The sequence below is a fragment of the Mycobacterium sp. BMJ-28 genome (assembly GCF_054404835.1).
This window is the reverse complement of the sequence record NZ_CM136783.1, coordinates 3,527,320-3,546,307: the sequence shown is the minus strand read 5'-3', so window position 1 is coordinate 3,546,307 and position 18,988 is coordinate 3,527,320. Positions and strand designations below refer to the sequence as shown.

The following is an 18,988-nucleotide window of genomic DNA, read 5'->3' as shown; positions in this document are numbered from 1 at the left end:
AAGCGATAGTGTCGGATGCCATGCCCGCGTTGACACCCGACGAGATCAGCGCGATCGATGCCGCACACGTCTGGCACCCGTACAGCACCATCGGCTCGGAGGCGTTGGCGCCGGTGGTCGCGGTCGGCGCCAAGGGCGCGTGGCTGACGCTGGTGCATGACGGGCAGCACATCCAGGCCTTGGACGCGATGAGTTCGTGGTGGACGGCGGTGCACGGGCACGGTCACCCGGTACTCGACGCCGCGGTCACCGCGCAGCTGGCCACCATGAACCACGTCATGTTCGGCGGGCTGACCCACGAGCCGGCCGCCCGGCTGGCGCAGCTGCTCGTCGAGGTCACCCCGGCCGGGCTGGACACGGTGTTTTTCAGTGATTCGGGTTCGGTGGCCGTCGAGGTGGCGGCCAAGATGGCCTTGCAGTACTGGCGCAGCAAGGGCCGACCGGCCAAACACCGGCTGATGACCTGGCGCGGCGGCTATCACGGCGACACGTTCACCCCGATGAGCGTGTGCGACCCGGACGGCGGCATGCACGAGTTGTGGACCGATGTCCTGACGCCGCAGGTGTTCGCCCCGCAGGTGCCGACCGGGTACGACCCCGCCTACAGCGCGGCCTTCGAAGCGCAGCTGGCCGACCACGCCGATGAACTGGCCGCCGTCATCGTCGAGCCGGTGGTGCAGGGCGCCGGCGGGATGCGGTTCCACGATCCGCGCTACCTGACCGACCTGCGGGGCGCCTGCGACCGGCACGGCGTGCTGCTCATCTTCGATGAGATCGCCACCGGATTCGGCCGCACCGGTGCGCTCTTCGCGGCCGATCATGCCGGTGTCAGTCCGGACATCATGTGCGTCGGCAAGGCGCTGACCGGGGGATATGTCACCCTGGCGGCGACGTTGTGCACGGCCGGGATTGCCCGGACCATCAGCTCCGGAGAGCCGGGCGCGCTGATGCACGGGCCGACGTTCATGGCCAACGCGCTGGCGTGCGCGGTGTCGGTGGCATCGGTGGAGTTGCTGCGCAGCGGAGACTGGCAAACCAGGGTGCGCGAGATCGAGACCGGGCTGCGGGACGGGCTGGCGCCGGCCCGGGACGTGGCGGGGGTCGCCGATGTCCGGGTGCTCGGGGCGATCGGCGTCATCGAGATGGCCGAGCCGGTCGATATGGCGGTGGCCACCGAGGCGGCGCTTCGGCACGGGGTGTGGCTGCGGCCGTTCGGCAGGCTGGTCTACGCGATGCCGCCGTTCATCTGCACGCCGGCCGAGGTGGCTCAGATCGGTTCGGCGATGGTGGCCGTGGCGCGTGCGTTAACCTGAACGGTGTTCAAGTCCTGAAGGGATTGCATCCGTGACGCGCACCGGTCTTTCACCGCTGGCCTGGCTGGCCGATGTCGAACAGCAGCGCCGCGACGCCGGGTTGCGACGTGCACTGCGGGTCCGCCCGCCCGTCGGGACCGAACTCGACCTGGCCTCCAACGACTACCTCGGTTTGTCCCAGCATCCCGCCGTGCTCGACGGCGGCATCCAGGCCCTGCGCACCTGGGGGGCCGGCGCGGGGGGATCCCGCCTGGTCACCGGCAACACCGAACTGCACGAGGAGTTCGAGACCGAGCTGGCCCGGTTCACCGGGGCCGAGGCGGCGCTGGTGTTCTCGTCGGGCTACACCGCCAACCTCGGTGCGTTGGTCGCGCTGACCGGGCCGGGTGCACTGATCGTGTCCGACGCGTTGTCGCATGCCTCACTGGTGGACGCCTGCCGGTTGTCGCGGGCCCGGGTGGCGGTGGCCCCGCATCGCGATGTGGCCGCCGTCGAGCAAGCGCTAGCGGGGCGCTCCGAGGAGCGTGCCGTGGTGGTGACCGAGTCGGTGTTCTCCGCCGACGGCGTGCTGGCCCCGCTGCGCGAGCTGCACGAGGTGTGCCGCAGACACGATGCGCTGCTGTTGGTGGACGAGGCGCACGGGATCGGTGTGCGCGGCACCGGCGGTCAGGGACTGCTGTACGAGGCCGGCTTGTCGGGCGCACCCGACGTGGTGATGACCACGACGCTGTCCAAGGCGCTCGGCTCCCAGGGTGGTGTGGTGCTGGGACCCGAGGCGGTGCGTGCGCACCTGATCGACGCTGCCCGGCCGTTCATCTTCGACACCGGACTGGCTCCGGCGGCCGTCGGTGCGGCGCTGGCCGCGCTGCGGGTGCTGATCGCCGAACCGCAACGCGCGGCCGCGGTGCTGACCCGCGCCGCCGAACTCACCGAGTGCTGCGATGTGCCGGATGCGCCCACCTCGGCAGTGGTGTCGGTGATCCTGGGGGAGCCCGAGGTGGCCGTCGCCGCCGCCGCGGCCTGCCTGGACCGCGGCGTGCGGGTGGGCTGCTTCCGGCCGCCGAGTGTGCCCGCGGGCACGTCCCGGCTGCGGCTGACCGCGCGGGCCTCGCTCACCGATGACGAGATGGCTCTGGCCCGCGGGGTGCTGACCGAAGTGCTGGCTTCGGTTCGATGAGGGCACGGTGAGCCTGCTGTTGGTGACCGGCACCGACACCGGTGTAGGTAAGACGGTGACCACCGCGGCGCTGGCATGCGCGGCCCGGCTGGCCGGACTCGATGTCGCGGTGTGTAAGCCGGTGCAGACCGGCACCATCGATGGCGACGACGACCTCGGGGAGGTGGGCCGGCTGGCGGGCGTCACGGCGCTGCACGGCGGTTGGCGCTATCCCGAACCGCTGGCGCCGGTCGCCGCGGCGACCAGGGCCGGGCTGCCGTTGCCGACCAGGGCCGAGCTGGTCGAGTCGGTGCGCGCGGTGGCGCAACCGGGTGCCCTGACCCTCGTCGAGGGCGCGGGTGGCCTGCTGGTCGAACTGGGCGCCGGCGGGGTGACGCTGCGCGATCTCGCGGCCGATCTCGGCGCGCCGGTGTTGCTCGTCGTCGCAGCGGGGCTGGGGACGCTCAACCACACCGCCTTGACTTTGGAATCGCTTGCAGCGCATGGTATTCCGTGTGCCGGATTGGTGATTGGCGCTTGGCCGGCACAACCCGGTGTGGCCGAACTGGGCAACCGGTCCGCGTTGGAAAGCCTCGCGCCGGTGCGCGCCGTGCTACCTGCGGGCGCCGCCGTCGGTGCCGATTTCGCGGCGATCAGTGCCGCGGCGTTCGACCGGGACTGGATCGCGGGCCTGGTGTAGCGGTGGCGCACTCGGTGGAGTTGCTGCTGGATCCCGATGCCGACCACGCGGTCCGGCTGGTCTGGGATGCCTTGGCCGACGCCGGTGTGCCCAGCCAGGCAGCGCATCGCGCTCCGTCCAATCGTCCGCACGTCACCATGACGGTGGCCGGCGCACTGTCCGCGGATGTCGATGCGGAGTTGTCCGCAATGACAGAGGCGCTACCGGTGCGGTGCCGTCTCGGGGCGCCGATCTTGTTCGGCCGGGGCCCGTTCACGTTGGCGCGGCTGGTGGTTCCCTCGGCCGAGCTTCTCGGCCTGCACGCGCAGATCCATCGGATCTGCTTGCCGCACATGCCATCCGGTGCATACGCCCATGCCGCGGTGGGGCACTGGACCCCGCATGTGACGCTCGCCCGGCGCCTGGACGCCGCGCTGCTGGACCGCGCGCTGTCGGTACCCGGTGTCGGGATCGAGGTGGACGGGGCGTTCGTGCGCCTTCGGCGCTGGGACGGCGAGGCCAGGCGCGAACACCTGGTCGGCTGAGCCGGGTCAGCTCTGCGGCTGCGCCAACTGCCCGGCCACGATGGCGTTCAGCGCGGCGACATGGCCGGCGAAGGCGCCGCGGCCGGCCGGGGTCAACCGGGCGCGCACCTTGTGCCTGCTGCCTTCCAGTCGGCGCTCGGTGTGCAGATACCCGGCATCCTCGAGCACGGTCAGCTGTTTGGACAGCGCGGAGTCCGACAGTGCGAGATGTTCCTTGAGATAACCGAATTCGGCCCAGTCGGCGGCGGCCAGGGTCGCCATCAGGGTGAGTCGGGTACTGGGGTGGATCAGCTCGTCGAACCGCGCCGGCTCAGGCATGTGCCCACCGGCGCGTGACCCGCAGGATGTCCGGACCTCCGAACCCGATGATCGCCGCGGCGAGCAAGGCCGCCCAGGCCCCGGCGTGTCGCACGCCGTCCGCGTGCAGCGCGAAGCCTGCCGCGATGGTCAGCAGCACCAGCCCGAGCAGGATGCCGATCACCACCAGCGGTATCCGCGAACCCGCGGTGTCGGCGCTGACCTGCATCCGATCGGACCGGCGCCGGCCGCTGAGCAGACGCGACGCCACCGTGCTGTGCCCGACGGCGAAGCCCACCGTCGCCACGGTGGTCAGCCAGCGCGGGCCGTAGTCACCGAGGACACCGAGTGCCACCCACACCGCCGCCAGGGCCCACCAGTATCCGCGCGGCAGCCCGATTTCCTCGGCCACCCGTTGCCGCGCCCGCTCTGCGACCTCGAGTGCGTGCCGCGCGCTCTCCGGCGTGATCTCGTCCATCCCGGTTCTCCTTTCCTGGTTGGAAACAAGCCTCCACTTTCCCGCTTGGAAAGTCAAGGGTGTCTGGAATGCTGGAGGCATGGACCGCGCTGCGATCATCCGCGCCGAATCCCAGCGGCTGGCCGAGGTGCTCGGCGCCGCCGAACCCGAGGCGCAATGCCCGACCTGTCCGGATTGGAATGCGCTCGATCTGCTGTGGCACCTCACCGAGGTGCACTGGTTCTGGGCGCAGATCCTGGCCCGCGACGCCCGCACCGAGGCCGACGTCCACGCCGTCGAGCAGGCCAAACCGCCACGCCCGACACGGGTCGCCGACCTGCAGGCGTTGCGCGACTCCAGCACCCGGGCACTGCTTCACCAGCTCGGGCGCCTCGACGATGCCGAGCCGCGGTGGACCTGGTGGGAGCCGGATCAGACCGTCGGCTTCACCCGGCGGATGCAGACCTACGAGGCGACCATGCACAGGGTGGATGCCGAACTGACGGCTGGGATGGCGGTCGGCCCCATCTCACCCGGGGCGGCGGCCGGCGCGGTCGATCACGCTGTCGACGTGATGTGGGGGTGGCTACCGGCCGGGGCCCGCGATGAGCCATCGGCCGTCGCCGAATTCGTCGCCTCGGACGTCGATCGGAGCTGGCTGGTCGACGTCAGGCGGTGGACGGCAGCGTCGGGGGCCTCGGGGTGCTACGCGCGCAGGGCCGCCGCGGGTCGCGCCGATGTGACGGTCACCGGTCCGGTCCAGGACCTGGCGCTGTGGGCGTGGACCCGCGGCGGATCGGTTGCCGTGGCGGGAAAGCCGTCAGCCGAGGCGGCGCTGCGCGAGGTCGTCGCCAACGGCATGTAGTGCGCCGGAGCCGTCGTGCGCGGCCAGTCCGTCGATCAGCACCGCCAGGCCGAAGGCGAAGCGCCGGGACGGTTCGGCCGTCAGCACGGACTGCCCGTCGGGCAGGGTGGCACCCGCGGCGTCCCACTGCAGGCGGGACTGTTCGTCGGCGGTGAAGCCCAGCACGTAGTAGACGACGGTGCGGGCGGCCAATTCGGTGTCGGGGCCGGCGATCCCGGCTTCGCCCGCGGCGGCCGACAGCTGGGCCACGATATCGGTCATGGCCTGCGACTGCCCCGCGGCGAAACTGGCGGACACCAGTTCGGCACCGTCGGTGTGCGACAACAGCGCGTCCCGCAACCGGTGGCAGCCGTCGGTGATCTGATCGCGCCAGCCGCCACCGAGGTGTCGCGCCAGGGCGGGCGCCAGGATTTGGTCGGTCACCGCGCCCAGCAGCTCCTGCTTGTTGGCGAAGTGCCAGTACAGCGCGCCCGGACTGACGGCGAGTTCGCGGGCCAGTCTGCGCATGGTGAGGTCGGCCATTCCGAAGTTGTCCAGGATGGCCGTCGCGGCTTCGACTACGTCACGTTTGTGCAGCTGCACACCGTTACTCTAACCTGAACGGTGTTCAAGAGGCTGATGGAGGCAAATCGGTGAGCGACATTCTGGTTCAGGCACGCGAGCAGGTACTCGACCGCGGCGTGGGCCTCGATCAGGATCAGACCCTGCAGGTGCTGCAACTGCCCGACGATCAACTCGACGAGCTGCTGGCCCTGGCCCACGAGGTCCGGATGAAGTGGTGCGGGCCCGAGGTCGAGGTCGAGGGCATCATCAGCCTGAAGACCGGTGGCTGCCCCGAGGACTGCCATTTCTGTTCGCAGTCCGGGCTTTTCGCTTCCCCGGTACGCAGTGCATGGCTGGACATTCCCAGCCTGGTGGAAGCCGCCAAGCAGACCGCCAAGACCGGTGCCACCGAGTTCTGCATCGTGGCCGCGGTGCGCGGCCCCGACGAGCGGCTGCTGGCCCAGGTGGCGGCCGGCATCGAAGCCATCCGCAATGAGGTCGACATCCAGATCGCCTGCTCGCTCGGCATGTTGACCCAGGAGCAGGTGGACCGCCTCAAGGACATGGGCGTGCACCGCTACAACCACAACCTGGAGACCGCGCAGTCGTACTTCCCCAACGTCGTCACCACGCACTCCTGGGAGGAGCGGTGGGGCACGTTGGAGATGGTCCGCGAGGCCGGCATGGAGGTGTGCTGCGGCGGCATCCTCGGCATGGGCGAGACGCTGGAACAGCGTGCGGAATTCGCCGCCAACCTCGCCGAACTCAACCCGCACGAGGTGCCGCTGAACTTCCTGAACCCGCGTCCGGGCACGCCGTTCGGCGATCTCGAGGTGCTGCCGGCCGCCGACGCACTGCGCGCCGTCGCCGCGTTCCGGCTGGCGCTGCCGCGCACCATGCTGCGGTTCGCCGGTGGTCGCGAGATCACCCTGGGCGACCTCGGCGCCAAGCAGGGCATCCTCGGCGGGATCAACGCCGTCATCGTCGGTAACTACCTGACCACGCTGGGCCGGCCCGCCGAATCCGATCTCGAACTTCTCGATGATCTGCAGATGCCGATCAAGGCCCTCAACGCCACCCTGTAGAACCAGTGGTGATGATCAGTGAAGGTTCCGTGAGCCCCGCGTTGCCCGCACCCGTGGGTGCCGGCAACTTCAACGTCTACACCGGCGGTCCGGCGGGCAGTGCCAGCCCGACCACCGCGCAGCTCGGTCTGGAACCGCCGAGGTTCTGCGCCGAGTGCGGGCGCCGGATGATCGTGCAGGTCCGGCCCGACGGCTGGTGGGCCAAATGCTCGCGGCACGGACAGGTCGACTCCAAGGATCTGGACACCCGGCGATGAGCCTCTCGGGCGAAGAGCAAAGTGCCCCGATGAGCCTCTCGGACTCCAAGGCTGTTGATGCGCCCAAGGTTTCACGTGCCGCCGCGGCCGTGCGGGTCGTCGTCGGCGTGGGCCTGTCCGGTGTGCTCGTCGGTGCGCTGTGGGCCTGGCTGGCGCCGCCCATCCACGGCGTCGTCGCGTTGACCAAGAGCGGCAACCGCACCACGGCCTATCTGGGCAACGAGTCCGACAACTTCTTTCTGGGCGAGGTGCTGCTCATCGGCATGCTCAGTGCGGTGGCCGTCGTGGCGGCGGTGCTGGTCTGGCAGTGGCGTCCGCACCGCGGGCCCGTGCTGCTGGCCGCGCTGACGGTGGGTGCGGCGGCTGCGGCCGGCGCCGCCGCCGGGATCGGGGCGGTACTGGTGCGCTGGCGCTACGGCGTCATCGACATCGCCGCGGCGCCGGTGTCTCCGGAGCACCGGATCCACTATGTGACCGAAGCTCCCGCGGTGTTCTTCGGGCATGGCCCGCTGCAGATCGCGGCGACCATCCTGCTGCCTGCCGCCGTGGCGGCACTGGTCTATACCCTCCTCGCGCTGTCCACGCCGCGCGACGATCTGGGCGGGTGGCCGCCCGTGGAATACACCGGCGTCTATCCACCGATCCCGGCCGCGGCCGGCGGTGGCGTCGGCCATCCCGCTGCGGCCGGCCCAGCGTCCTAACTGGACTTATGTCCGGGTGCTGCGGTTCCCGCAAACGTAGCCCCCACAAAACGCACCCTCATAGGTAAATTGACGTGCTCATAGCTGTTTCACAGCAAATTGCAGCGACGACAAATTCGAGTGAGGTTTCGCAATGCGCATCGTGTCCTTCGGGTTCCAGACATGGGGAGTGAAGACACTTCAAGCTTTGATCGATCTGGGTCACGACGTCGCGCTCGCGGTCACCCACCCGGCCAGCGACGACTCGTACAAGGGCATTTTCTCCGATTCGGTCGAGGAGCTGGCGCGCAGTCTCGGTGTCCCTGTGCACCTCACCGAGCGGGTCGGCAACGACACCATCGAGCTCGTCAAGCAAGCCCGGCCCGACGTGATCGTGGTCAACAGCTGGTACACCTGGATGCCGCCGGAGCTCTACGAGCTCCCGCCGCACGGCACGCTGAATCTGCACGATTCGCTGCTGCCGAAAGGCACCGGATTCTCGCCGGTGCTGTGGTCGCTGATCAGTGGCGAGTCACAGATCGGGCTCACGATCCACCGGATGGATCAGGATCTGGACACCGGGGACATCCTGGTCCAGCACGCGCTGCCGATCGGCCCGAAGGACACCGGCACCGCACTGGTGGAGCGCGGGATCGAGCTGATTCCGGGCGCCCTGAAGGAAGCGCTGACGGCGCTCGAGTCCGGCACCGCGGAGTGGCGGCCGCAGAACAAGGCCGAGAGGACCTACTTCCACAAGCGCTCCGAGCGCGACAGCCTGATCGACTGGAACTGGCCGGCCGAAGTGCTTGAGCGGCTGGTGCGTGCCCTGTCCGAGCCTTATCCGCCCGCCTACACGTTCTACCGCGGCGAGCGGATCGAGGTGCTGGAGGCCAAGATCTCCGAGATCCGGTACGGCGGCACCCCCGGCCGGGTGGTCGTCCAGGAAGACGGCGGCGCCGTGGTCTCCGGGCCGGAGTCCTACCTCGGGCGAAACCGCGGACTCGTCATCACCCGGGTCCGTTCCGCGGACGGGGCCGAGCACAGCGGCGACAAGTTCTTCCGTCGCGGCGGCTATCTCACCAGCCAGGCCTGACCCATGCCGCTGCTGCAGAAGCCGTTGTTGAAGAACAGGACTGCACCACCGAAACTCGTTGCTGCGCATCGACGTCTGATCGGAACGTTGCCGGTGCCGGTGCTGCGCCAGCTGTACCACCTGACGATGATCCACCGTCTGGGTGACTTCCGCACGCCGTCGACCTTCAACGAGAAGGTGAACTGGCGGATTCTCAACGACCGGCGGGACCGGATCATCGCCGCGTGCGACAAGGCCAGGATGAAGGAGATGGCCCGGGCCGCTTACCCGGGCGCGGAGCTGCGGATTCCGGTCACCTACTGGTCGGGCACGGATCTGCGCGACGCCCCGGACCTCGGCGAGTTGCCGCCGTGGGTGCTCAAGCCCAACCACAGCAGCGGTCACGCGCTGTTCGGGCCCGATGCGACCACCGATCTCGCCGCGCTCACGGCGCAGACCCGGTCCTGGTGGCAGCGCACGCCGGCCGAACTCGGCGAATGGGGATACAGCGAGGCAACCCCGGCGCTGCTGCTCGAAGAGAAGATCCTCACCGCGGACGGCGCACCACCGCCCGACTACAAGTTCTTCGTGTTCGACGGGCAGGTTCAGTTCGTCCAGGTGAACAGAGGGCGGTTCGGCGACCAGACCGCGACCTTCCTGGACGCCGAGTGGAACCGGCTGCCGGTGCGTTGGCGGATCCGGCCGGTGGCCGATGAGCAGCGGCCGGCCGAGCTGGCCACGATGATGGAGATCGCCGGCATCCTGGGTGCGGGCTGGGACTTCATCCGCGTCGACCTGTACGCGGTCGACGGCGACGTGTGGTTCGGCGAGTACACCCCGTACCCGGGGGGCGGATTACTTCGATACAAGCCAAAGCAATTCGATCTGGAGTCGGGCCGCCATTGGAAGCTGCCGACACTCGAGCAGGTGCGGCCCGGTCAACCCTGACCGAGCCGCACCGCCGCAACTAGACCCCGGAGCCGCCGGGAGATCCGGTGCCGCCGCCCGGCGTGCCGAGACCGCGGCCGTCGCCGCCCGTACCGCCCTGGCCGCCCGCCGATGTGCCGCCGGAGGAGGTGTGGGTGCCGGTGCCGCCGTTGCCTCCGCGCCCGCCACCTCCGACGACGCCGCTGTTGCCGCCGCGCCCACCGGTGCCGCCGGTGCCGGTGCCGGTCGCGGTGGTACCGGAACCCCCGTCGCCGCCCCAGCCACCGTTGCCGGCGATGGCGTTGCCGCCGCCCGCTCCGCCGGTGCCACCGGAGCCCTGGCCCGCGCCGGCATGGCCGTTTCCGCCCGTACCGCCGGAGCCGGCCACGCCGAGCTCCACGATGCCGCCACGGCCACCGGCGCCGCCGGTCGCGGTGTCGTCCGCCGTGTCCGAGTCCGGGGTGTAGGCGTCGCCGCCGCGACCGCCCCGGCCCGGCGCGTAGAGCGACTGCGCACCGTCGCCGCCGCGCCCGCCGGTGGCGGTGCTGGCACCGGAACCGGCGACGCCCTGAGCGCCACCGCCGTTCCCGCCGCTGCCACCGGCGCCGAGAGTGCCTGCGGTGCCGCCATTTCCGCCGCTTCCACCGACCGCGTTGAGACCCGTGGCGTCGGCACCGTCCCCACCCCGGCCACCGTTGCCCGCGATGATGCCGCCCGCGCCGCCGTGGCCGCCGTTGCCCGCGGTCTCCAGGCCGGCGGTGTGGTCGCCGTCCCCGCCACGGCCGCCGTCGCCGAGCAGGCCGCCGCGTCCGCCGTCACCGCCGTCGGCATTGAGTCCGGCGCCGTCCCCGCCGCGTCCGCCGTTACCGATCAGCAGGCCGGCCGCGCCGCCGTCGCCACCGCCCGCGCCGCCGCGTCCGCCGTTGCCGATCAGTCCGCTCGCGCCGCCGTTGCCGTAGAGGCCCCCGCTGCCGCCGTTGCCCAGCAGCAGCCCACTGCGGCCGCCGTTGCCGCCTTCGGCGGTCACGTTGTAGCCGTTGCCGATCAGCAGCCCGGCGTCCGGGTTGGCCGCGGTGCCGTTGCGCACGAAGACCGCGACGATCGGGATGTTGCCACCGATGGTTCCGAGTACCCCGGCGATCGAACCGGGCAGGTCGGCGAGCGTGACCGTGGTGGCCAGGGTGGCCGCGCCGGCGGGTGCCGCGCCGGTGGCCGCCGTGGCGAACCCGGTGCCGAGCGCCGAACGCCGGGTGGTGAGCGGATTGGCGGTGCGCTGCCCGGAGATCGCCGGTGTGGCGGCCGGCGAGCGCGCCGGTCCGATCGCCGCGGAGGTGAGCGGGATGAGGACCACGGAGGTGGTGTCACCGACGGCCAGGCTGATCGGCGCGATGGCACCGGGGTCGGCGGACCAGGTGGATGCCACGGCGGCCAGCAGGGTGGTCGGCGTCGCCAGCCGGGCGATGGCCGGCTCGGTGCCGATCATCGACTTCGCGGCGGGGGCGTCCGGAACATGTTGGACGGCAACCACTGCCGTGCCGGCGAGGACCATCGCCCCGACCGCCGTCGTCGCGGCCGTCTTCGCGGTGATTCCCGTCAGTCTGCCTGTCATCCATCGGCTCCCTGTTTGCTCGACCGCCGACGTCCGGCGGATGCCTCCGACATGATGCCGTTCGCACAGCAATTTTGCAGGGATTTCACAGCCGCTTGCTGAGAGAAACTCACAGCTTTGCTCGCCGGCAGGCGTCGGTCCTCAGCGATCGAAAACGGACAAGGGTAGGTGCTGGATCCGTTGTCCGGTAATCACTTTCGCGGCGATCACGGCCAGCCTGGCCATGCCGCGGTAGGTGGAGGGATTCAGCAGCGTGGGCCAGGTGGTCCGACGCAGATTGGTGTCAAGCGGCCGGCCGGCGAATCGGTCGGAGAGCCACCGCAACGCCATCGGGGCCGACATCGGGTGCAGCAGCAGGTGTTCGCTGAGCGGATCACGGTGATAGGTCACCCGCGCGCCGCCGGAGGAGTACGTCTCGGCCAGTTCGTCGATGCCGCCGACCGAGATGATCTCGTCGTGCACGGCCTGGATGATCAACACCGGCGGTGTGGGCACCGCGGCGCCGAGTTTGATGTCGTCGAAGACGTGCCGGACCTCGGGGGTGGACAGGATCTGTTCCAACGGCTGGTCCAGCATGTCGCCCATATCGGTGCGCATCAGCCGGAGCACGGCCTCGACGGTGGTCATGTGGTGCAACCGCTCGAGCAGTTCGCGGCCCTCGTCGTCGGCGTGCTCGTCGATGATGCGGCGCAGGCCCGGATAGACGTCGGCCAGTGCGGCGACCACCAGGGCCGGCAGGGCGGCGGCGAAGGTGCCGTTGAGCCGGCGGAAGGTGTGGCCGAGGTCGCCGACGGGTGAGCCGAGGACGGCGCCCACGATGTTCAGTTCGGGTGCGTAGCTGCCGCTCATCTCGGCCGCCCATGCGGTGGCGAGCCCGCCGCCGGAATACCCCCACAGCCCGATCGGCGCGTCGGGTGACAGGTCCAGCCGCTCGGAGCCGAGGGCGGCGCGCAGCCCGTCCAGGATCCGGTATCCCGGCTCGTAGGGCGTGCCCCAGTTACCGGCGCGGCCCTCGTGGTCGGGAACCGACACCGCCCAGCCTTCGGCGATCGCCGCGGCGATGAGCAGCAGTTCGAACTGGGGGACCGCGCCAGGTGCCACCGACCGGCGGCGCAGCGCGTACGACGGGAAGCAGCGCGAGGTGATGGCGTCGATGGCGCACTGGTAGGAGATCAGCGGCGCCGAGCCGGCATGTTCACGGTCGGCGGGCAACAGCACCGTGCTGGCCGCCGCATCCGGGCGGCCCTTCATGTCGGTGGTCCGGTAGAGCAGTTGGATCGCGCGCACCTGCTGCGGAATCAGCCCCAGGAAGGCGACCTCGACATCGCGGCTGCGCAGCACCGTCCCTGGCTCGGCGTGTTGGAAACCGGTCGGCGGATCGTAGAACGCGTCATCCCGGGGCAGCGCCGGGCGGACGCCGCGTTCGAGCTGCTCATGCGGGACGCGCCCGATCCACTCGGCACCGGTGGCGCTGGCCGCACTGCCCAAGTCCATCAGGGCATTGTTGCTTAAGAATGGTCTAAGAAGCCAGCCGACTCACCCAGGTGGGCGCAATGCGGCGAATTCGTCGGTCACCCGGTAGCGCGAATCGGTGAACCGGTAGAGCGCCGCCGGCCGGCCGCCGCTGCGGCCGGACCGGGCCGTGGTGCCGGTCCGGGTGATGACATGGCGCCGTTCCAGGACGCGCTGCAAGTTGGTCGCGTCGACCGGGTGCCCGAGCGCGGCGCTGTAGATGTCGCGCAGTGTAGAGAGTGCGAATTCCTTTGGAGCCAAGGCGAACCCGATGTTCGTATAGGACAGTTTGGCGATCAGCCGGGTGTGCGCGTGGGTCACCATCGGCCCGTGGTCGAAGGCCATCGGCGGCAGCGCGGAGACGGGATGCCAGCGGGTGTCCGGCGGCAGCTCCGGGGTGGCAGGGGAGGGCACCAGGCCCAGGAAGGTCGACGCGATGGTCCGTGGGCCGGGCACCCGGGCGGGGTCGGAAAACACCGCAAGTTGTTCCAGATGTGTGAGCTCGCGCAGGTCGACCTTCTCGGCGAGTTGGCGGCGGACCGAACTGATCATGTCCTCGTCGTGACGCAGCCGGCCGCCGGGCAGTGACCACGCGCCACGCTGAGGGTCCATCGCGCGTTGCCACAACAGTGCGCTGAGCTGCGGTGTCTTAGACGACAGCTGGCGCACCTGGAACACGACGGCGAGCACTTCGTGGTCGGTGCTAGTATGTGGCATGTTTTCGATTGTAAGTCGAAAACCTGGATTGGCATAAGGAGACGGCCATGACGGTCCTGGATCGCACAGCGGAGCACTCCAGCGTGCTGGCATCGCGCGTTGTCGACGGCCCCGGCGGCTACAGCGGCGTCGTGGGCGACGGTCAGTGGGCCGACGAGATCCGCCGCCTGCTCAAGTTGCGCGGCGCGACACTGCTGGCGCACAACTATCAGCTGCCCGAGATCCAGGATGTCGCCGATCACGTCGGTGACTCGCTGGCCCTCTCGCGAATCGCCGCCGAGGTGCCCGAGGACACGATCGTGTTCGGCGGTGTGCACTTCATGGCCGAGACCGCCAAGATCTTGTCCCCGCACAAGACCGTGCTGATCCCGGATCAGCGCGCCGGCTGCTCGCTGGCCGACTCGATCACTGCCGAGGAACTCCAGGCCTGGAAAGACGAGCATCCCGGCGCCGTCGTGGTGTCCTATGTCAACACCACCGCCGCGGTGAAGGCGCTCACCGATATCTGCTGCACCTCGTCCAACGCGGTCGAGGTGGTGGCCTCCATCCCCGAGGACCGCGAGGTGCTGTTCTGCCCGGACCAGTTCCTCGGCGCGCATGTCCGCCGGGTCACCGGCCGCAAGAACCTGCACGTGTGGGCGGGCGAATGCCACGTGCACGCCGGCATCAACGGTGATGAGCTGGCCGACCAGGCCCGCAGCCACCCGGATGCCGAACTGTTCGTACACCCCGAATGCGGTTGCGCCACCTCGGCGCTGTATTTGGCCGGTGAGGGCGCGGTACCCGAGGACCGGGTCAAGATCCTGTCCACCGGCGGCATGCTCGACGCCGCCCGCGAAACCAAGGCGCGACAGGTCCTGGTGGCCACCGAGATCGGCATGCTGCACCAATTACGCCGCGCCGCACCAGATGTCGACTTCCTGGCGGTCAACGACCGGGCCTCGTGCAAGTACATGAAGATGATCACCCCCGCCGCGCTGCTGCGCTGCCTGGTCGAGGGCGCCGACGAGGTGCACGTCGATCTGGAGACGGCCACGTTGGCACAGCGCAGCGTGCAGCGCATGATCGAGATCGGGCAGCCCGGCGGCGGGGAATGACCGCCGTCTCGGCCTCCTGCGGCGGCGCGGGTTTCTGGCAGCAGCGCGCTGACGTCGTCGTCGTCGGCACCGGTGTCGCCGGGTTGGTCGCGGCGCTGGCGGCGGTCCGGGCCGGCCGCAAGGTCGTGGTACTCAGCAAGGTGGCCGAGACGGCCACGTTCTACGCCCAGGGTGGGATCGCGGTGGTGCTGCCGGATGCCTTCCGTGCGGACGACGATTCGGTGCAGACCCATGTCGCTGACACGCTGGCCGCCGGCGGTGGATTGTGCGACGCCGAGGCGGTGCGCTCCATCGTCGCCGACGGATACGGCGCGGTGGCCGATCTGGTGGCCGACGGTGCCCGCTTCGACGAGGCAGCACCGGGGCGGTGGTCGCTGACCCGCGAGGGTGGGCACACCTGGCGCCGGATCATCCACGCCGGCGGTGACGCCACCGGCGCCGAGGTGCAGCGCGCGCTCGACCACGCGGCCCGCCGGCTCGATATCCGGCGCAGCCATGTGGCGCTGCAGATCTGTCACGACGGCGATCAGGTGACCGGGGTGCTGGTACACAGCGCGGACGGGCCGGGTGTCGTGCACGCGCCGTCGGTCATCCTGGCCACCGGAGGACTGGGTCATCTGTACGCGGCCACCACCAATCCGGATGGATCCACCGGTGACGGTGTGGCACTGGCACTGCAGGCCGGCCTGGCTGTCAGCGATCTGGAGTTCATCCAGTTCCACCCGACGATGCTGTACTCGGACTCCGGGCCTGGGCGGGCCGGCGGACGGCGTCCGCTGATCACCGAGGCGATCCGGGGCGAGGGCGCAGTCCTGGTCGATGGCCGGGGTGATTCGGTGACCGCAGGCACGCACCCGATGGGGGACTTGGCGCCGCGCGATGTGGTGGCCGCCGCCATCGATGCCCGGCTGCGGGCCACCGGAGATCCGTGTGTCTACCTGGACGCCACCGGTGTTCCCGACGTCGCGCAGCGGTTTCCGACGGTCACCGCGGCCTGCTTGGCGGTCGGGATCGACCCCGCGCGCCGGCCCATTCCGGTGGTGCCCGGTGCGCACTACAGCTGCGGCGGGGTGGTGACAGATGTGCACGGCCGCACCGAGTTGGCCGGCCTGTTCGCCGCGGGCGAGGTCGCCCGCACCGGCATGCACGGGGCCAACCGGCTGGCCTCCAACAGCCTGCTGGAGGGGCTGGTCGTGGGTGGCCGGGCCGGGCGCGCCGCGGCGGCACACGCGGTGGCCGCGGGCCCGGTGCGGGCCCGGACTCCCGAGCGGGTCGGCCGCCCGGCGCTGGACCGCGCCACCCTGCAACGGGCGATGAGCTCGGATGCTTCTGTGGTGCGCGATGCGGAGGGGCTGGCGCACCTGAGCGGTGTGCTGGCCGAGGCGCGCCCGCGCATCATCACCGACCGCGTCGACTTCGAGGATGTCGCCTTGACCATGACCGCCCGCGCGGTGGCGGTGGCCGCCGCCGAACGCACCGAATCACGTGGCTGCCACCACCGCTCCGATCACCAGGAAACCGTTGCGGCGCAGGCCAAGAGCATCGCGGTACGGGTCGACGAGGCCGGCGTCCCTGCGATCGTCGCACCGGCGGGGGCACTGTGAAACTCTCTGCCGAGGAGCTCGTCGAGGCTCGCGCCGTCATCGCCCGCGGCCTGGATGAGGATCTGCGCTACGGACCCGACATCACCACGTCGGCCACCGTGCCGGCCGGTGCGGTCACCGAGGCATCGATGGCCACCCGTGAGCCCGGCGTGGTCGCCGGCATCGATCTCGCGCTGCTGGTACTCGACGAGGTGCTGGGCGCCGACGGCTACACGGTGACCGACCGCGTCGAGGACGGGGCCCGCCTGGCGGCCGGGCAGGCGCTGCTGACCCTGCGCGCGCCCGCCCAGGGTCTGCTCACCGCCGAACGGACCATGCTCAACCTGGTCTGTCACCTGTCCGGGATCGCGACCGCCACCGCCCGCTGGGTCGACGCGGTGCAGGGTTCGCACGCCAAGATCCGCGACACCCGAAAGACCCTGCCCGGTCTGCGTGCCCTGCAGAAGTACGCCGTGCGTGTCGGTGGGGGAGTCAACCACCGGATGGGCCTCGGCGATGCCGCGCTGATCAAGGACAATCACGTCGCCGCGGCAGGATCCGTGCTCGCCGCGCTGAACGCGGTCCGTGCCGCGGCACCCGGCCTGCCGTGCGAGGTCGAGGTCGACTCGCTGGAGCAACTCGACGACGTGCTCGGCGCCGACGTGGAGTTGGTGCTGTTGGACAACTTCCCGGTGTGGCAGACCCAGATCGCCGTCCAGCGTCGCGATAACCGTTGTCCAGCAACAAGACTCGAATCATCCGGCGGGCTGTCCCTGGAGTCGGCGGCCGCGTATGCCGGGACCGGGGTGGACTACCTGGCCGTCGGGGCGCTCACCCATTCGGTGCGGGTGCTCGATATCGGGCTGGACACCTAAGGACGCTCGAGAAGCGACCGCGCCGCCGCCCTGGCGGCGAGCAGGGCGCTGGGTTCCCCAGATACCCGGGACAGCATCAGGGCCCCTTCGATCAGCGCGATGACCGCGCGGGCGGTGTCTTCGGCGTTGCCGGATGGCCGGCCGTCGGCACGCAACCGGTCGGCGACCGCACCGATCCAGTCGCCGAACACCCGCGCCGACGCGGCCCGGATGCTCGCGCTGGCAGTCACCGACTCGGTGGCGATCGGCTCGATGGGGCAGCCGTCGCGCTCGTCGGCGGACAGATTGGCGGCCATCACGTCCACCCAGCGATCCACGATGTCGGTGATCGGTTCCTCGACGGCCAGCAGTTGGCGCAGCAGCTCGCCGATGCCGCCGCCGACCGTGTCCACCACGGCGGCAGCGAGTTCGGCTTTGCCGTCCGGGAAGTGGTGATACAACGAACCGGCCCGCACCTGCGCGACCTCGAGAATCTGGTTGATCCCGGTGGCCGCGTAGCCCTGTCGGCGGAACAGCAGCGCCGCGGTGTCCAGCAGGGCGGCGCGGCTGCGGTCGGGACGGGGCATGGCTCAGATCGTACCTGCGGTTCTGGAGTGGTCGTTCAAGAACTTCGGTGTCAGGCCGCCACGCCGCGGCGCACGAACGACAGCACCACCGCGGCGGTGGCGAACAGCCCGGAGAACACCCGGTTCAGAATCGTCTGCTGGCGTGGCGTCTGCAACCAATCGACCAGTCGCACGGCCAAGCCGGTATAGAGGCCCATCACCACGATGTCGACGATGATCATGGTCGCCCCGATCGCCAGATACTGCGGCAGCAGCGGCGCGGCCGGGACGACGAACTGCGGCAGCACCGCGAGGAAGAACACCAAACCCTTCGGGTTGGTGGCGTTCACCAGGAAGCCACGGACGGTCAGCGCAAGCCGCCCGCCGGAGGTCTGCTTGCCGGTCCGCCCGACCTGTTCACGCAGGTCGGTGGTGACGGTGCGCCATTGCTTGATCGCCAGATAGGCCAGGTAGGCGACACCGATCCACTTGATCACCGTGAACGCGATGACCGACCTGGTCACCACGGCACCCAGGCCGGCCGCGACCAGGGCCAACTGCAGCATCAGCCCGATTTCCAGGCCGAGGATGCTCCAGTAGCCGCGGCGCAGCCCGTGTGTCATCCCGGTTGCCATCGACTGCACCGCGCCGGCGCCGGGGGACACACTGATCGCGATCGCGGCGCCCAGAAACGCCAGCCACACCTGCCAGGTCATGGCACCAGTCTGACCGAGTCAGTCAAGCCGTTATCCGTCGATGTCCGCCACGAATACGCCCGACCTGCGGGCGACCATGCGGGCCATCCGGGGCAACGACGGGTCGTCGGTCCCGGCGGGCAGCACCCGCGGGTTGGTGATGTGGATGTCCCCGCTGAACAGATGCACGTCGGCGCCACCGGCTGCCAGCACGTTCTTCACCCAGTTGGTCTTGCCGTGGATGAGCCCGATGGCCAGGATGTTGCCCTTGCGGAAGCTGGTGACGGTCGTCTCATACGGCGTGCCGGATTTGCGGCCCCGGTGCTTGACGACGGTGAACCCCGGCAGCCGTTTGGCCAGCGGAGCGATCACCGGGTTGATGAACCGGATCTGGAAGTTCTCCAGCGCCGGCGGTACCAGCATCGGCACGCCGGGTGCGTTGTTCGGATGGTTCCCACGAGACTGCGCAGCGGACATAT

Annotated in this window: 22 protein-coding genes; 13 read left to right on the top strand and 9 right to left on the bottom strand. The window is 70.1% G+C overall.

Annotation, left to right across the window (positions count from 1 at the left end):
- Positions 1 to 20: 20 nt before the first annotated feature.
- From ACXPWS_RS17670 to ACXPWS_RS17655, 4 genes are read left to right on the top strand one after another with little or no spacing between them, the layout of a single operon-like run.
- Positions 21 to 1,313, top strand: coding sequence for an adenosylmethionine--8-amino-7-oxononanoate transaminase (locus tag ACXPWS_RS17670; protein WP_458707907.1), 1,293 nt, complete (start codon positions 21 to 23; stop codon positions 1,311 to 1,313).
- 31 nt (positions 1,314 to 1,344) lie between these two features.
- Entirely contained in the window at positions 1,345 to 2,490 is a 1,146-nt protein-coding gene (locus ACXPWS_RS17665) for an 8-amino-7-oxononanoate synthase (protein ID WP_458707906.1), read from the top strand.
- A gap of 7 nt (positions 2,491 to 2,497) precedes the next feature.
- Complete coding sequence (bioD, locus tag ACXPWS_RS17660; protein ID WP_458707905.1) at positions 2,498 to 3,169, top strand: dethiobiotin synthase; 672 nt, start codon at positions 2,498 to 2,500, stop codon at positions 3,167 to 3,169.
- 2 nt (positions 3,170 to 3,171) lie between these two features.
- Positions 3,172 to 3,693, top strand: coding sequence for a 2'-5' RNA ligase family protein (locus tag ACXPWS_RS17655; RefSeq protein ID WP_458707904.1), 522 nt, complete (start codon positions 3,172 to 3,174; stop codon positions 3,691 to 3,693).
- 6 nt (positions 3,694 to 3,699) lie between these two features.
- Here the strand turns inward: ACXPWS_RS17655 and ACXPWS_RS17650 are convergent, their stop codons facing one another.
- Both ACXPWS_RS17650 and ACXPWS_RS17645 read right to left on the bottom strand, forming a co-directional pair.
- Positions 3,700 to 4,011 carry a transcriptional regulator gene (locus ACXPWS_RS17650; RefSeq protein WP_458707903.1) on the bottom strand — a complete coding sequence of 104 codons (312 nt, stop codon included), beginning with the start codon at positions 4,009 to 4,011 and terminating at the stop codon, positions 3,700 to 3,702.
- Entirely contained in the window at positions 4,004 to 4,468 is a 465-nt protein-coding gene (locus tag ACXPWS_RS17645) for a hypothetical protein (RefSeq protein ID WP_458707902.1), read from the bottom strand. The genes ACXPWS_RS17650 and ACXPWS_RS17645 overlap by 8 nt, the downstream gene beginning before the upstream one ends.
- A 79-nt stretch (positions 4,469 to 4,547) precedes the next feature.
- Here ACXPWS_RS17645 and ACXPWS_RS17640 point away from each other — a divergent pair, with 79 nt between their 5' ends.
- Positions 4,548 to 5,312, top strand: coding sequence for a maleylpyruvate isomerase family mycothiol-dependent enzyme (locus tag ACXPWS_RS17640; protein ID WP_458707901.1), 765 nt, complete (start codon positions 4,548 to 4,550; stop codon positions 5,310 to 5,312).
- Here the strand turns inward: ACXPWS_RS17640 and ACXPWS_RS17635 are convergent.
- Positions 5,268 to 5,894, bottom strand: coding sequence for a TetR/AcrR family transcriptional regulator C-terminal domain-containing protein (locus ACXPWS_RS17635; RefSeq protein ID WP_458707900.1), 627 nt, complete (start codon positions 5,892 to 5,894; stop codon positions 5,268 to 5,270). The genes ACXPWS_RS17640 and ACXPWS_RS17635 overlap by 45 nt on opposite strands.
- Before the next feature lie 50 nt (positions 5,895 to 5,944).
- Here ACXPWS_RS17635 and bioB point away from each other — a divergent pair, with 50 nt between their 5' ends.
- The 5 genes from bioB (at position 5,945) to ACXPWS_RS17610 (ending at position 9,897) form a co-directional block, all read left to right on the top strand.
- Positions 5,945 to 6,940, top strand: a complete 996-nt coding sequence (bioB, locus tag ACXPWS_RS17630; protein WP_458707899.1) for a biotin synthase BioB — start codon at positions 5,945 to 5,947, stop codon at positions 6,938 to 6,940.
- Positions 6,941 to 6,951: 11 nt separating this feature from the next.
- Positions 6,952 to 7,197, top strand: coding sequence for a biotin synthase auxiliary protein BsaP (gene bsaP, locus ACXPWS_RS17625; protein ID WP_458707898.1), 246 nt, complete (start codon positions 6,952 to 6,954; stop codon positions 7,195 to 7,197).
- A gap of 29 nt (positions 7,198 to 7,226) precedes the next feature.
- Complete coding sequence (locus ACXPWS_RS17620; protein WP_458707897.1) at positions 7,227 to 7,898, top strand: DUF2567 domain-containing protein; 672 nt, start codon at positions 7,227 to 7,229, stop codon at positions 7,896 to 7,898.
- Positions 7,899 to 8,031: 133 nt separating this feature from the next.
- The gene (locus ACXPWS_RS17615; protein ID WP_458707896.1) at positions 8,032 to 8,970 is read left to right on the top strand and encodes a methionyl-tRNA formyltransferase; all 939 of its coding nucleotides are present in this window, start codon (positions 8,032 to 8,034) and stop codon (positions 8,968 to 8,970) included.
- Positions 8,971 to 8,973: 3 nt separating this feature from the next.
- Positions 8,974 to 9,897 (top strand): ATP-grasp fold amidoligase family protein, encoded by a 924-nt coding sequence (locus ACXPWS_RS17610; protein WP_458707895.1) that lies wholly within the window; start codon positions 8,974 to 8,976, stop codon positions 9,895 to 9,897.
- A gap of 19 nt (positions 9,898 to 9,916) precedes the next feature.
- On the opposite strand, the gene ACXPWS_RS17605 is transcribed toward ACXPWS_RS17610, so the two are convergent.
- From ACXPWS_RS17605 to ACXPWS_RS17595, 3 genes are all read right to left on the bottom strand, one after another.
- Positions 9,917 to 11,485 (bottom strand): hypothetical protein, encoded by a 1,569-nt coding sequence (locus ACXPWS_RS17605; RefSeq protein ID WP_458707894.1) that lies wholly within the window; start codon positions 11,483 to 11,485, stop codon positions 9,917 to 9,919.
- A 141-nt stretch (positions 11,486 to 11,626) separates the two neighbouring features.
- The gene (locus ACXPWS_RS17600) at positions 11,627 to 12,982 is read right to left on the bottom strand and encodes a lipase family protein (protein ID WP_458713578.1); all 1,356 of its coding nucleotides are present in this window, start codon (positions 12,980 to 12,982) and stop codon (positions 11,627 to 11,629) included.
- A gap of 39 nt (positions 12,983 to 13,021) precedes the next feature.
- A complete protein-coding gene (locus ACXPWS_RS17595) occupies positions 13,022 to 13,714 on the bottom strand; it encodes an NUDIX hydrolase (protein WP_458707893.1) in 693 nt (230 codons plus the stop codon).
- 47 nt (positions 13,715 to 13,761) lie between these two features.
- On the opposite strand from ACXPWS_RS17595, the gene nadA reads away from it, so the two are divergent.
- From nadA to nadC, 3 genes are read left to right on the top strand one after another with little or no spacing between them, the layout of a single operon-like run.
- Positions 13,762 to 14,811 carry a quinolinate synthase NadA gene (gene nadA / locus ACXPWS_RS17590; protein ID WP_458707892.1) on the top strand — a complete coding sequence of 350 codons (1,050 nt, stop codon included), beginning with the start codon at positions 13,762 to 13,764 and terminating at the stop codon, positions 14,809 to 14,811.
- The gene (locus ACXPWS_RS17585) at positions 14,808 to 16,415 is read left to right on the top strand and encodes an L-aspartate oxidase (RefSeq protein WP_458707891.1); all 1,608 of its coding nucleotides are present in this window, start codon (positions 14,808 to 14,810) and stop codon (positions 16,413 to 16,415) included. Before nadA ends, ACXPWS_RS17585 begins: the two co-directional genes overlap by 4 nt.
- Positions 16,412 to 17,269: a carboxylating nicotinate-nucleotide diphosphorylase gene (nadC, locus tag ACXPWS_RS17580; protein WP_458707890.1), complete on the top strand. Its 858-nt coding sequence runs from the start codon at positions 16,412 to 16,414 to the stop codon at positions 17,267 to 17,269. Before ACXPWS_RS17585 ends, nadC begins: the two co-directional genes overlap by 4 nt.
- Here the strand turns inward: nadC and ACXPWS_RS17575 are convergent.
- Genes ACXPWS_RS17575 through ACXPWS_RS17565 form a run of 3 tightly spaced genes read right to left on the bottom strand, consistent with a single transcriptional unit; the run spans position 17,266 to position 18,986 of the window.
- Positions 17,266 to 17,835 (bottom strand): TetR/AcrR family transcriptional regulator, encoded by a 570-nt coding sequence (locus ACXPWS_RS17575; RefSeq protein WP_458707889.1) that lies wholly within the window; start codon positions 17,833 to 17,835, stop codon positions 17,266 to 17,268. The genes nadC and ACXPWS_RS17575 overlap by 4 nt on opposite strands.
- 50 nt (positions 17,836 to 17,885) lie before the next feature.
- The gene (locus ACXPWS_RS17570) at positions 17,886 to 18,530 is read right to left on the bottom strand and encodes a LysE family transporter (protein WP_458707888.1); all 645 of its coding nucleotides are present in this window, start codon (positions 18,528 to 18,530) and stop codon (positions 17,886 to 17,888) included.
- Between the two features lie 30 nt (positions 18,531 to 18,560).
- Entirely contained in the window at positions 18,561 to 18,986 is a 426-nt protein-coding gene (locus tag ACXPWS_RS17565) for a nitroreductase family deazaflavin-dependent oxidoreductase (RefSeq protein ID WP_458707887.1), read from the bottom strand.
- Between the last annotated feature and the right edge of the window lie 2 nt (positions 18,987 to 18,988).

Excerpts from the sequence above, each read along its gene's own strand:
- ACXPWS_RS17670 (WP_458707907.1), top strand. The coding sequence starts at position 21 with ATGCCCGCGTTGACACCCGACGAGATCAGCGCGATCGATGCCGCACAC.
- ACXPWS_RS17650 (WP_458707903.1), bottom strand. The coding sequence starts at position 4,011 with ATGCCTGAGCCGGCGCGGTTCGACGAGCTGATCCACCCCAGTACCCGA.
- ACXPWS_RS17645 (WP_458707902.1), bottom strand. The coding sequence starts at position 4,468 with ATGGACGAGATCACGCCGGAGAGCGCGCGGCACGCACTCGAGGTCGCA.
- ACXPWS_RS17640 (WP_458707901.1), top strand. The coding sequence starts at position 4,548 with ATGGACCGCGCTGCGATCATCCGCGCCGAATCCCAGCGGCTGGCCGAG.
- bsaP (WP_458707898.1), top strand. The coding sequence starts at position 6,952 with ATGATCAGTGAAGGTTCCGTGAGCCCCGCGTTGCCCGCACCCGTGGGT.
- ACXPWS_RS17620 (WP_458707897.1), top strand. The coding sequence starts at position 7,227 with ATGAGCCTCTCGGACTCCAAGGCTGTTGATGCGCCCAAGGTTTCACGT.
- ACXPWS_RS17615 (WP_458707896.1), top strand. The coding sequence starts at position 8,032 with ATGCGCATCGTGTCCTTCGGGTTCCAGACATGGGGAGTGAAGACACTT.
- ACXPWS_RS17610 (WP_458707895.1), top strand. The coding sequence starts at position 8,974 with ATGCCGCTGCTGCAGAAGCCGTTGTTGAAGAACAGGACTGCACCACCG.
- ACXPWS_RS17605 (WP_458707894.1), bottom strand. The coding sequence starts at position 11,485 with ATGACAGGCAGACTGACGGGAATCACCGCGAAGACGGCCGCGACGACG.
- ACXPWS_RS17595 (WP_458707893.1), bottom strand. The coding sequence starts at position 13,714 with ATGCCACATACTAGCACCGACCACGAAGTGCTCGCCGTCGTGTTCCAG.
- nadA (WP_458707892.1), top strand. The coding sequence starts at position 13,762 with ATGACGGTCCTGGATCGCACAGCGGAGCACTCCAGCGTGCTGGCATCG.
- ACXPWS_RS17585 (WP_458707891.1), top strand. The coding sequence starts at position 14,808 with ATGACCGCCGTCTCGGCCTCCTGCGGCGGCGCGGGTTTCTGGCAGCAG.
- ACXPWS_RS17575 (WP_458707889.1), bottom strand. The coding sequence starts at position 17,835 with ATGCCCCGTCCCGACCGCAGCCGCGCCGCCCTGCTGGACACCGCGGCG.
- ACXPWS_RS17570 (WP_458707888.1), bottom strand. The coding sequence starts at position 18,530 with ATGACCTGGCAGGTGTGGCTGGCGTTTCTGGGCGCCGCGATCGCGATC.
- ACXPWS_RS17565 (WP_458707887.1), bottom strand. The coding sequence starts at position 18,986 with ATGTCCGCTGCGCAGTCTCGTGGGAACCATCCGAACAACGCACCCGGC.